At 50.2% G+C, this 12264-nt stretch carries 11 protein-coding genes; 10 read left to right on the top strand and 1 reads right to left on the bottom strand.

The features are described from left to right. Positions 1-104: 104 nt before the first annotated feature. The 8 genes from DESOR_RS18095 (at position 105) to DESOR_RS18060 (ending at position 10392) form a co-directional block, all read left to right on the top strand. Positions 105-1250: a DUF7005 family protein gene (locus tag DESOR_RS18095; protein WP_014186028.1), complete on the top strand. Its 1146-nt coding sequence runs from the start codon at positions 105-107 to the stop codon at positions 1248-1250. Positions 1251-1513: 263 nt separating this feature from the next. Continuing rightward, entirely contained in the window at positions 1514-3211 is a 1698-nt protein-coding gene (locus DESOR_RS18090) for a B12-binding domain-containing radical SAM protein (RefSeq protein WP_014186027.1), read from the top strand. Next, positions 3204-3488, top strand: a complete 285-nt coding sequence (locus tag DESOR_RS18085) for a Nif11-like leader peptide family RiPP precursor (protein ID WP_014186026.1) — start codon at positions 3204-3206, stop codon at positions 3486-3488. The genes DESOR_RS18090 and DESOR_RS18085 overlap by 8 nt, the downstream gene beginning before the upstream one ends. Before the next feature lie 51 nt (positions 3489-3539). Continuing rightward, positions 3540-4967, top strand: a complete 1428-nt coding sequence (locus DESOR_RS18080) for a radical SAM/SPASM domain-containing protein (protein WP_042331387.1) — start codon at positions 3540-3542, stop codon at positions 4965-4967. Beyond that, complete coding sequence (locus DESOR_RS18075; RefSeq protein WP_014186024.1) at positions 4964-6385, top strand: radical SAM/SPASM domain-containing protein; 1422 nt, start codon at positions 4964-4966, stop codon at positions 6383-6385. The genes DESOR_RS18080 and DESOR_RS18075 overlap by 4 nt, the downstream gene beginning before the upstream one ends. Before the next feature lie 10 nt (positions 6386-6395). Further along, entirely contained in the window at positions 6396-7898 is a 1503-nt protein-coding gene (locus tag DESOR_RS18070; protein ID WP_014186023.1) for a radical SAM/SPASM domain-containing protein, read from the top strand. Continuing rightward, a complete protein-coding gene (locus tag DESOR_RS18065) occupies positions 7886-9796 on the top strand; it encodes a YcaO-like family protein (protein ID WP_014186022.1) in 1911 nt (636 codons plus the stop codon). Before DESOR_RS18070 ends, DESOR_RS18065 begins: the two co-directional genes overlap by 13 nt. A 2-nt stretch (positions 9797-9798) precedes the next feature. Then, positions 9799-10392: a class I SAM-dependent methyltransferase gene (locus DESOR_RS18060; protein WP_014186021.1), complete on the top strand. Its 594-nt coding sequence runs from the start codon at positions 9799-9801 to the stop codon at positions 10390-10392. A gap of 55 nt (positions 10393-10447) precedes the next feature. Here the strand turns inward: DESOR_RS18060 and DESOR_RS29455 are convergent, their stop codons facing one another. Continuing rightward, positions 10448-10657 (bottom strand): hypothetical protein, encoded by a 210-nt coding sequence (locus DESOR_RS29455; protein ID WP_158309048.1) that lies wholly within the window; start codon positions 10655-10657, stop codon positions 10448-10450. A 256-nt stretch (positions 10658-10913) separates the two neighbouring features. On the opposite strand from DESOR_RS29455, the gene DESOR_RS18050 reads away from it, so the two are divergent. Together DESOR_RS18050 and hydE are read left to right on the top strand one after the other, a co-directional pair. Then, the gene (locus tag DESOR_RS18050) at positions 10914-11204 is read left to right on the top strand and encodes a TM1266 family iron-only hydrogenase system putative regulator (RefSeq protein ID WP_014186020.1); all 291 of its coding nucleotides are present in this window, start codon (positions 10914-10916) and stop codon (positions 11202-11204) included. Continuing rightward, entirely contained in the window at positions 11185-12249 is a 1065-nt protein-coding gene (hydE, locus tag DESOR_RS18045) for a [FeFe] hydrogenase H-cluster radical SAM maturase HydE (RefSeq protein WP_014186019.1), read from the top strand. The genes DESOR_RS18050 and hydE overlap by 20 nt, the downstream gene beginning before the upstream one ends. Positions 12250-12264: the final 15 nt, after the last annotated feature.

Raw genomic sequence — 12264 nt, 5'->3', positions numbered from 1 at the left:
CTTTGCACTAAATGTGGTTGGAGCGTATTTTGACAAAATTTTTTAAAGCAACTAAGATACAACAAAATTATTAAAATAAGTATAACGAGCTAGAAAGGAGATAAATGAATAAAAAAGTACTGAGAAGAAAAGTTCTTCAAGACTTTGGAGCGACAGCATCAGAAACGTATGAACTTCTTCAGTATAATGAAAATGTTTTCCTTAGTCTGGGCACAGTTAATCATTTGAGTATTCCTCTTCCCGATGAACCTTTTGTAGCTGCGTGGGAGAAGTATGCCTTGGAGGCAAAATCGCAGGGTGTCTATGCGACCCTGCGTGAAAATTTAGTCCAGCTTCAATTTCCCATACAGGAGGGGATTAGTACGACCGAAGGTTATAAGGCTGTCGTTAATGCCGGAGGGGAGTTGACTCAAGGGGAAGTCGGACTTTGCCTTGAAAAACCGGAATTGTTAGAGCTGATAATACATCCTTCATCTGCCGGCAAGATACCACTAATTATTACTAGGCACCGCAATGATTTTGTGTCATTGGTTAGGGCCCTCACAATGAAGAATGAGCCTAAACCCATACCAGATTCTATGGGAGCCCAAATGATCTCCGGGTACAATAATTGGGGACGGATTAAAGACTATCGAAGGATGTGGGGAAGCAAAGAGGGGAAATGGAGTGAAGGAGATTGGCAGCAAGAATTTCAGCGTTTGATCCCTCAAAAAGAGCTGTATCAAGATCGTTTCATTATTTTAAGTAATGGTTTTTATAGTGCTGTTCAGGCCTCAGAACTACGGCTATCGCCTGAGGAATGGAGAGAGGCTTCCCTAGTTATTAGGCGTGAACATGAATGTACGCATTATTTTACGCGTCGAGTTTTTTCTTCAATGCGCAATAACCTCTTGGATGAGCTAATCGCTGACTATATGGGGATTACTGGGGCTATGGGTACTTATCGAGCGAGCTGGTTTTTACGCTTCATAGGGTTAGAAGAGTTTCCTTTGCACAAAGCGGGGGGAAGGATTAATTTATATCGCGGTACACCACCGCTATCGGATGGTGCTTTCGAGATCCTTAAGATACTTGTTAAGGCTTCTGCAGAGACATTGGAAAGTTTTCACATGCGTTTTCAGGAGAAAATCAATCGTCCAGGAGGACGGGTTAAAATGCTATTAGCCTTGGCCCAATTAACTCTAGAGGAATTAGCGTTTTGTGATGGTGAGTTGTCTCTAAAAAAGCTTATGAGATTGTCGATTAAATAGATAACAGAGAAGGATGGGTTTTAATAACGTAATGGTTACAACAAAAAATGTTGGGAGGGTGAGAAATGAGAGCTCTGATAGGTCCTGACCGTATATGCCGTTTGGCTTATTTTTAAGATATTAGGAGGAAGTAGAGAAAGTTTGCGGAAAAGTTCAGAAATAATTAATTTTTTAATGTAAAGCATTGTGAATTCCTATAATGATTAATATTCAGGCTAATAGGAAATTGTTTAAGTTTATTTTAATAAAAGAGGTATTACACATTGAACAATAAAATTGCGCTTATCTTCACCCCAAGTGAAACCCCTTTTTGCGATCCGGCATTTTTCCGGTTCAGCCCGATCCCTTTATCTTTAGGCGTGCTGCAAGGATACCTGCGGGCCAAAGGCTATACGGTCAGTTCCACAGACTTAACCACGCATATGCAACGGTTTAGCCGACCGCCGGCTGCTGAGACTTGGCTGCCTCTTTTTGATAAAGGTCTTATTCTAAGGCATTTGACTGGCGGCAGCCCCACGGGCATGGAGGATGAGCTGGATTATTTTATTGGAGAGAGCGTAGCTGCCGGCAGTGATGTCGTCGGCATTTCCACAGGTGCCAACATGTCTTTCTTTGAAATACACCTGGCTTTTCTCCTGGGCCGCAGAATACAAGAACAACTGGGGAAACCAGTTGTTTTCGGCGGCGCCAACCTTGACTTTCTCTGGCAGTTCCGTGAGGTTTTTCAGGAATTATGGGAAGCTGTCACTCGGTGTTTTCCTTATCTTTTTATCGGTCCAGGCGAGCGTTCCTTTGCCGAACTCCTTGCCGGCTGGAATCGGCAGGAAGGCGCGCGCCCTTATCAGGAACTTCCCGGCGCTGTCTACTGGGTAGACGGGCAGCTTTTCCGTAATCCCGAAGATATTCCCACTCTGATCCGCCCGGATTTCCAGGGATTAAACCTCAAGCCTTATACTCTGTGCTGCCGGTCGTCTGAACCGCTTGCGGCAAATACAGAAACTAACCTGGTGCAGTTTTATCAATGGCCCATTTACCTCAACCCGGTTGTCTCCGAAATGAACCGCCGCAGGCTGGCTAAGGAAGAAAGAAAAGAAACCCTGTTTATCCCTTATGCTTTCAATAATAACTGTACTTATCGCTGCGCTTTTTGCGTCCAGAGCCGGGAGGACAGACCTGGGCCTGCTGCCAAGAGCGCCCGGGAGGTTGTTGACGATATTGAGGCACTGCTTTCCGAGTACAATACGGAACACATCCGTTTTTATAATAATGCTTTCAATTTGTCCACATCCTTTGTACGGGAGTTTTGTCATTTGGTGTTGGAACGCGGCCTGACGTTTTATTGGAGCGATTGTGCCCGTTTTAATAACCTGACGCCCGAGTTGATCGATTTGCTTTACCGTTCAGGCTGCCGCAAACTCGTTTTCGGCCTGGATACCGCCAGTGAAAAGATCGCGAAACTCATTGATAAACGGCTTGATTTGGATCAGGCAAGCCGCGTGCTGCGCTGGTGCCGAGAACGCGGGATCTGGACCGAAGTTGAAGTGATTGTCGGTCTGCCGTATGAAGGAGAAGACGAGTTTCAGGAAACGTATGCTTTTGTGCAGGAAAATCTGGAACAGGGGAATTTAAGCGGCTTCCATCTGAATCGGTACTATGTTGTGCCGTGTTCCCTGCTGGGCAGCAAACCGGAGCAGTATGGAATCCGCCTGCATTGCTTCCCGCAGGGCTACGAAAAAATGCTGCGGCGCAGTGCTGAAATCCTGATTGTGCTCACCGCCCCGAGGGGCGAGACCATAAACACCCCACCCTATTCCTATCAGCTTTGGCGCTATAGTGAAGTCAACGGGCGCACGGTTGAGCAATTAATCGCGGAAACCGAAGATAAATTCCGGCGGATGAGAAGCTTAATGAAGCCGAATTTTCCGGTTTTCGGTAAAGGAGGTGAAAAGAAAAATGAGTAAGCAGCAGTTGGAAGGTTTTTATAAAAAATTGGCCGAAGACAAGGCCCTCAAAGACCAGGTGACAGCAATCAGGGGTGAAATCGATACGGTGTATGCCGGGATGGTGAAAATTGCCCGCGATAATGGTTTTGACATTACAGCGGAAGATATCCGGGCGATGCATGCTGCAGACCAGGAACTGGACGATGCACAACTGGATAGTGTAGCTGGCGGATGTTCTTCGGTTTGCGGCGAAGTTTGCGGCATGTTTTTAGGACACTGGATGGGAAGGCAGTAAATAAACTCCCAAACTTCAAGGATTGCCCGGGGACCAGGAAAGGGGATATTGATGATGGCTGCGCGTTTTGCTAAATTAAAAGATGAATGGCTGCTGCGGGGGTGGACCGATATTCCCTGGTCTCTGGTCAACTGGAGAACCGGTGCTTTCTACCGTCTACGGCAAGATGGTTTCTATGTTGCCCAGTCATGTGACGGACAAACCGACTTTACTTCCCCGGTTTTTCTGCCCAGGCATAGAGCTTGGCTGCAGCAATTCCTTACTGAAGGAATTGCCGAGGAATGCAGGCAGGGAGAGGAACCGGCTCCCGCCCAGGAATACCGGCAGGCAGACCATGAACTGATCCGGGGAATCCAGTGGGCAGTGACAGGCCGTTGTAACTTAAACTGCCGTCACTGCTACATGGATGCCCCTTCCGGTCAGCCGGGAGAAATTCCTTTTCTGGAAATGAAGCGGCTGCTGGATAAGTTCGAGCAAGCCAATATAACGGAGGTATCCCTGACCGGAGGAGAACCTTTTATGAGGAAGGATCTGTTGGATCTGATCCGGCAGTTGACAGCCAGAAGGATCCGCCTGACGGACATTTATACCAACGCCACCCTAATCAGTGATGTTATGCTGCAAGAATTACAGAAACTTGAGGTCCGGCCGGTCTTCCGCATCAGCTTCGACGGCTGCGGCAGGCATGACCTGATGCGGGGTACAGCGGGAGTGGAAGCGGTGGTACTTGATGCCATTCAGAGAATCAGGACAGCCGGGTTCGCGGTTGCGGTGACAACCTGCCTGGATAAGACTAACCTGGATTGTCTTATGCCTACCTATGAACAAATGAAGGCCCTGGACCTTTATGCCTGGGGAATCGGGCGTCCCCAGCCGGTGGGCTGCGGGCGGACCATGACCACCTGCCTCTCTTTGCAGGAGATGGTGAAACCGTGCGAAGAGCTCCTGGAGAACTGGCTGGCCGACGGGCGGCCTTTTATGATCGGCCTGGAGGCTTTTTATTCTGGAGCTAAGGGCGGGGAAGGGGATGGCAAACAGGCGGTTCCTGTGTCTCGTGATTTTTCAGCGGCGGACTATACTTGTTCTTCCTGCCGGCAATGGCCTTATCTGGCGCCTGACGGCAAACTGATGCCCTGTATCAGTTACGGGGATACGCCCTGGTCGGACAGGCTGCCGAGCCTGTTGGAAACAGATTTTGCCGCAGCCTGGAATGATCCCGCCCTGCGTTTTTTGCTAGATATGAAAAAAGGCGATGTTCTGGCCCATAATTCGGAATGTTCTGCTTGCCCGCTCTTAAAGCAATGCGGGACAGGCTGCCGGACGTCGGCCCTTATCGGCAGCGGTGACCTGTTGGCCAAAGATACGATTGCCTGCGAGCTCTGGCAAGGCGGATATAAAAAGTATTTTACGGGAAAAGCCGCTGCCGGGGAACAGGCAAAAGGCAATCAAGCAAGCATGAGAGGAGATAAACAGCAATGAACGGACGTTTTGCCAGACTAAAAGAGGAGTGGCTTTTGCGGGGGTGGTCGGATGTTCCCTGGGCGCTGGTCAACTGGAGAAACGGAGATTTCCGGGAACTGAATCGGGACGGTTATTATGTAGCCCAATCCTGCGACGGACAAACCGACTTTGATTCCCTGGCCTTTCTGCCCCGGCACAGGGAAATCTTAAACAAGTTGATTACTGCCGGGCTTGTCGAAGCATGTGCCGGCGGAGAAAAATCGGAAGCGGTCCAGGATTACCGGCGGGCGCCGAATCCTGTCATCCGGGGCCTTTTATGGTCGATTACCGGCCGTTGCAATCTCAAGTGTCGCCATTGCTTTATGGAAGCCCCCTCCGGGCGCTTCGGCGACTTTACCCTGGAGCAGATTAAGGGAATGATCCGCCAGTTGGAAGAGGCCAATGTTCAGGAAGTCGCCCTGACCGGAGGCGAGCCCTTTATGCGCCGGGACCTGCCGGAAATTATTAGAATTTTGTCGCGGAAAAAGATTGGCCTGGCCGAGGTTTTTAGTAATGGTATGCTGATTACGGATGAAATTCTGGAAACGATTATGCAATATGGCTACCGACCGTTTTTTAAGATCAGCTTTGACGGCTGCAATACCCATGATTATATGCGGGGCGTTTCGGGCAGCGAAGCCAAGACAATCGAGGGGATTAAAAGGCTGAAAGTCCGGGAGTTTCCGGTTACCATTATCACCTCCGTCGATCAGATCACCCGCCGAAACCTGCTGGAAACTTATGATATGCTCAGGGATCTTGCTGTTGACGGTTGGTGGCTGGCTCCTCCGGTGGAAATTGGTCACTGGCGTGGTCAGCAGAGCGGCGTGTCCCTGGAAGATATGGTTGAAACCAGTACCTTGTTGATGCAGCGCTGGCTGGCCGACAACCGTCCATTTGATCTCAAATTATGGCGGTTCGGGCTTTTTCCACGGCAAGATAAGGGCGCAGGGGATGAAAGCAGAAGCGTTCCGGGGCCGATCACGCCGGATTCATGGAATTGTGGAGGTACGCACAGTCGTCCTTATCTTCTGCCTGACGGTACCCTTCTTCCTTGCGGCGGGTACACGGGGACCGGCCTTCTGGAAAAAATGCCGAATGTGCTGCGCAGTTCTCTGTCAAAGGCCTGGAGCGATCCAGAGCTGCGTTCGATCTGTGACCTCAAGAAAAAGGACGTGTTGGCCCAAAACGAGGGCTGTACCCAGTGTGGATTTTTTGGCGAATGCGGAGCCGGCTGCCGGGTTGTGGCCCTTACCGAAACAGGGGACCTGTTGGCCAAAGAACCCATTGCTTGCAAGCTTTTTCATGGTGGCTATATCCGGCGTTTTCGGGAAATGGTCGAAGCAGGCTCATATGCGCCCGGTATGAAAACCGACAGCCAAGACTGCAGAGAATAGGGGGATTGGAATGAGAGAGTGTTATGCCAAACTGAACAGCCCTTGGCTCCTGCGGGGGTGGCAGGATATGCCGTGGGCAATAACCAACTGGAAAACCGGTCTCTTGCGCCAATTAGGCCAGGACATATTCTATGTGGCCCAGTCCTGTGACGGGCAGACCAATTTTAATTCACCGGCCTTTCTGCCAGGGCATATCAAGTTGTTGGAACGGTTAATCAGCGAGGGAATTGCGACCGAATGCCGGCAAGGAGAAAAACTGGCAAAAGTACAGGAGTACCGGCAGGCGGCTAATCCGCTGGTCCGGGGGATTCACTGGGCGCTGACCGGGCGCTGCAATATGAACTGCCGGCACTGCTTTATGGAATCGCCTTCCGGGCGTTACGGCCATCCCGGACGGGAAACGATCCGGCATTTCATCCGGCAGTTTGAAAGGGCCAATGTCCTTCAGGTTTCGTTAACCGGGGGCGAACCGCTGCTGCGGGAAGACCTGCTGGAAATCATGGAGGAGCTCACGGCAAGAAGAATTCGTCTTACGGAGATTGCGACCAACGGCACGCTGATTACCCCACGGTTGCTGGAAGCGATTAAGAGCCTGGGGCAAGCGCCTGATTTTAAAATTAGTTTTGACGGTGCGGGTGTTCATGACCGGATGCGGGGAACTTGGGGTACGGAGGAACGGGTTAGCGAGGCCATTCGTCAGGTCGTAGCATCCGGTTTGACGGTGGCGGTCAGTACGACTCTGGATAGAGACAATATTGAGGCTTTGCCCCGGACCTACGAATTGATAAAAGAGCTGCAAGTGCCCGTCTGGCTGATCGGCAGGCCGCAGACCACGGGAAACTGGTGCGGAGGGCCGGCAGCCCTCTCCACGGAAGAAATGGCCCACGCTTGTGAGGACCTCCTGCGGCGGTGGCTGGATGACGGTCAGCCTTTCTATATTTTATTGGAGCGCTTCTTCGGGGGCGGCCCCGGTATTTTGGAGAGAAAGAAGCTTAATCAGTCTGACCGTTCAGCTCAGGCAGGTCAGCCAAGTGGGCCAAGCGAGCCAAGTCGGCTTGGGGCAAACCACCCGCATGGCCGGCCGGGCTCTTTCACCCCGGAAAGTTATGAATGTGATTCTGTGCGCGAAAAGCCTTACTTGCTGCCGGACGGCAGGCTTCTTCCCTGTGTCGGCTTTACTGCGACGGATCTCCACGAGCAGATGCCTAATCTTTTAGAGCAGGAGTTGGCCGAGGTTTGGCACGCTTCCGCTTTGCGGGACTTAGCTGACATGAAGAAGCGCGAAGTGCTGGCTGCCAATCCGGAATGCGTCGTCTGCGGGATGTTTGCCGCCTGCGGGGCAGGCTGCCGCGCTTATGCCCTGACCGAATCTGGATCCCTGCTGGACAGAGATCCGATGGCCTGTGCCCTCTGGCGGGGGGGCTACCGGGAGCGTTTTGCCGCCATAGCCCGGGCAGATGCGGCGGCTGCCAACAATCATCAGGACGGAGTGATTTCCCCATGCAGCAAATAGAAACGAAAATACAATGCAAGGCCGAACGCCGCAAGGCGTATAAGGCCCAAGATCCGTTAACGACCATCAACCATATCCGTACGCTTCTGGTGGCCTGCGATTTGTTTACCATTGAGTTTCACCGCACTTATCCCGTGCCGGGTGTTCATTGCTGCCGGGTCTTACTCGGCGATAGTGACGTGGCAGACCTGGGGATAGGTTCCAACGGCAAGGGCCTGACCGCCCGCTATGCCCTGGCCAGTGCTTACGGGGAACTTATGGAAAGACTCCAGAATAATATCCTCTTTCCGCTGCGGCAGTTAAAATTCGCGACCCGGAAATATTTGGCCGCAATGCCTGCTGCGGAGGGGCTGCGGGAGCGGCTGGAGAAAGAAGACCTGGTTCTGGATTTTCATTATGGGCCGGATGAGGTTTATCTCGACACCGGATCTCTGGTGGAGGATTGTTCCGATGTATTGGCCGCCCTGCTGGGGATTGCTGATCCGGACAGGCAAAAGGATTACTTGCAAATGGCCTTTGGGGAGGAGTCCGTCGGCTGTTTGCCGTATTATTCTGCCGTACAAAACCAGGTCCGCTATTTACCCATTAAGCTGATTTGGAATATGTGCGGCACCAACGGCATGTGTGCTGGCAATACAACGGAAGAGGCGCTCATCCAGGGAATTTCCGAGGTGATGGAACGCTATGTGATCCGTTCCATCTATCAGCAGAATATTACCCCGCCGACCGTTCCTGCAGCTAATTTTCAAAACGCTCAGATATTTGATCATATTCAGCGCTTAGAGGAGGCGGGAATCACCGCCGTCATTAAGGACTGTTCCCTCGGAATGGGCTTGCCGGTCATCGGTTTATTGTTAATCAGTGAGGAAAGCAACAAATATACTTTCCATGTTGGTGCTGACCCCTGTCCCATCACGGCCCTGGAAAGATGTCTGACGGAAATTTACCAGGGGAACCCGCAGGATATAGAAGCCCGCTTTCATTCTTACCCGGAAGGTACAACATCGAATTTAAGCTGGCAGGCGGCTTATTATGATACAACTTCCGGCGGACTGGGCCAGTGGCCGAACAGCCTTTTCGCTGATAAACCTTCTTATGCTTTCAACGGCTTTTCTCATCCCATTTCAGAAAGCGACAGTGCTGATCTGGCCTATTTGCTCGCAAAAGTCCAAGACTTGGGACGCAACCTCTTTATCCGCGATGTTTCTTTCCTGGGCTTCCCATCCTATCAAATTTTCATTCCGGGAATGAGCGAGACGGATTTTCTCTTTGATGATACGGATTTCCCCAACTGGATGGCGATTGTCAGAAACCATTCTACCCTGCTTAACCTAGAACAAGCCGGGCCGGAACGCATTGCCCGCTTGGCTGAAGCAATTTCCTGCACGGACGGACTGGTTCTGCCGGTAGCTTTTGAGCCTGGGCGGTGGTTTTTGAGCAACATCCATCCGGAGCTAAGGAAGCTGTCCAAAGACTATCTACTTACCTTGCTATACAGCCGGCTGGCCGATTATTCTGCAGCGGCGGCAAGCATGGGGGCATTTCTAAAATCAGAGGCGGCCTGTTCCGGCCCTATACTTTACTACCGGACAGTGCGCAGCTATTTGGAGGCTAAAAGAGACGGTCTCCCGGATGACTGGATCAAAGAAATGTTAACGGAGCGTTACGGTGAAGTTATGGCCGCAAAGGTTGCGGAAAATTTTGCTGTTCCGGAGCTGGTTTTGGCGCAAACCGTCCTGCCGTCCTGTTTTGACTGCAACAATTGTAAGATTGAGGGCTCCTGTCGTTATTTGGCCTTGCTGCGTCGGGTGAAAACCCTGCAGCGGATGCAGCAAAGCAATCTGCCCCGGCAGGCGGAACTGGCCAAAGTCTTCGGAAACCGGACAGGACAGGTTTAGCAATGTATAAAACAAAAACACTTTTTGTCGGCTGTGGGGACGGCCGGGAGCTGCTCTCATTCGCCAATGACCAGGATCACCTGTTGATCGGGCTGGAACCCATCGATCAACTCTATGCCCTGGCCAAGGCAAGAATAATAGGTAAAAACACCGGGGATTTTCCCCATATACAACTCCATCATTGCCGGATTCAGGATTTTCAAGCGGCAGAGTATGCCGGAAAAATGGACCAAATCTATTTTATCTTTCCCACGCCCGAGGTTTTGCGCCGTGAGGCCCGGGTGATCGCGGACCGAGTTTATTCGCTATTGGCTGAAGAGACGGGCATGTTTCGGATTTACACGGAAGTTACCTTATCCGAGTGGCCTGATCTGGAAGATAGGGCAAGGCTGGCGTGTTTCCTGCAGACGTTACAGAACGAAAATTTCTCCTTCAGTGCCAAGGAGATCGGTTATCACGAACTGCCGCCCATGGCCAGAGAATCCAACTGCGGTCTTAAGTTCCAAGCTCACGGCATAACCAGATTTACTGCCATTGAAGCAATTAAAGAAACGCCAAGTATGGGGAGGCAGCCATACGGCAAGGCAGATAGTTAGATTTTATTGGAAGGAAATCACAAAGAAAGTCTAATTCATATAAGATTGTCTATTTTTACAAGATGATTCTGCCACGAATAAACTGGTTGTCAGGGCCCTGAAGGACGAGAACTTTCTTAAAGAGCTGCTCGCCGATCCAAAAGGCGTGGTGGAAAAAGAAATAGGCAAACTGAAAGAAGGCTCCAAGTTGCCAGCATCCCTTGAGGTCAAGGTAATTGAGCAGCCCGCCAATGCGCTTTATCATGAAGACTAAATGATTCCCCATCCTATTACATTCATTCAAACATCAAGCAGCAGATGCCATTCTCATTCAGTGATATTAATAGATATTGAAGAATAGACAAAAACATATTATAATAGATTAACTGAGTCTAAGGAATTGTTCCTAGGACAAAGTGAAATCAATAATGTGACTGACGCCAAATACAAGTTATAAGGCGAAAGGCGGAGAGCAAGCTTCATAATCAATGATGGGATTTTTGCGCCTTTCCGGCGCATTTTTATTTTTGGGGGGGGGTTTTATGGAGACAAGAGTTGCTATCATTGGAATCATTGTTGAGGACGTTGACTCTGTGGAAAAATTAAATGGTATTTTACATAACTATGGACGGTATATCATTGGCAGAATGGGTATTCCCTATCGTGAAAAAGGAATTAATATCATCAGCCTGGCCGTTGATGCACCCCAGGATATTATCAGTGCACTTTCAGGAAAGCTGGGCAGATTGCCCGGAGTCAGCACAAAGGCGGTCTATTCCAAGTCCAAAGATAAGGCGGAAAATGGGGGATCTGATGAAAAAACTGATCGATAAGCTGCATAAGACCAGGGGGTTGGAACCTGCGGAATTTAAAGAACTCATCAATAACCGCTGCCCTGAGCTGTCAGAGTATCTCTTTGCCAAAGCGAGAGCAGTACAAACTGAAAACTATGGGCAGGATGTCTATATCAGGGGTCTTATTGAATTTACCAATTATTGCAAAAATGACTGTTACTATTGCGGTATCAGGAAAAGCAACGTTAAAGCGGAGCGCTACCGTTTAACTAAGGAGCAAATCCTCCAGTGCTGTGCTATGGGATATGAACTGGGTTTTCGTACCTTTGTGCTCCAGGGCGGGGAAGACGGGCACTACACGGATGAACGAATGACGGACATCATCCGGGCCATTAAAAAGAATCATCCCGACTGTGCTCTTACAATTTCCATTGGCGAAAAAAGCTATGATACCTACAAAGCATTTTTTGAGGCCGGAGCTGACCGCTACCTGCTCCGGCATGAAACAGCCAATGAGGAACATTATGGCCGGCTTCACCCCCAGCAAATGCTCCTCAAAAACAGAAAACAGTGTTTATATGATTTGAAAAAAATTGGCTATCAGGTGGGATGCGGTTTTATGGTAGGGTCCCCTTTCCAGAACACGGATTGTCTTGTTGAGGACCTGATGTTTCTCAAAGAACTTAATCCCCACATGGTAGGTATCGGGCCTTTTATCCCTCACCATGACACGCCCTTTGCCGGGGAAAAAGCGGGGGACTTGGAGCTGGTACTATTTTTAATAGGCATTATCCGCTTGCTTCTGCCAACGGTACTGCTGCCGGCGACTACCGCCCTGGGTACAATCTATCCTGAAGGGCGGGAACTGGGGATCCTGGCAGGGGGAAATGTAGTGATGCCCAATCTCTCACCTAAAGATGTCAGGAAAAAATATCTGCTCTATGACAATAAAATCTGCACCGGAGACGAAGCGGCTGAATGCAGGCATTGCCTGCAAGGCCGAATCGAAAAGATCGGTTATAAAATAGCCGTCACCCGTGGAGACCATATTCTACTGAAGGGAAAGACCTGTCTGACCCGCTAAGAAAGGAATTTTGAG

The sequence above is a fragment of the Desulfosporosinus orientis DSM 765 genome, from assembly GCF_000235605.1.
Classification (GTDB): domain Bacteria; phylum Bacillota; class Desulfitobacteriia; order Desulfitobacteriales; family Desulfitobacteriaceae; genus Desulfosporosinus; species Desulfosporosinus orientis.
Note: the sequence above shows the minus strand (reverse complement) of the source record. Positions and strands in the feature narration are given on the sequence as shown.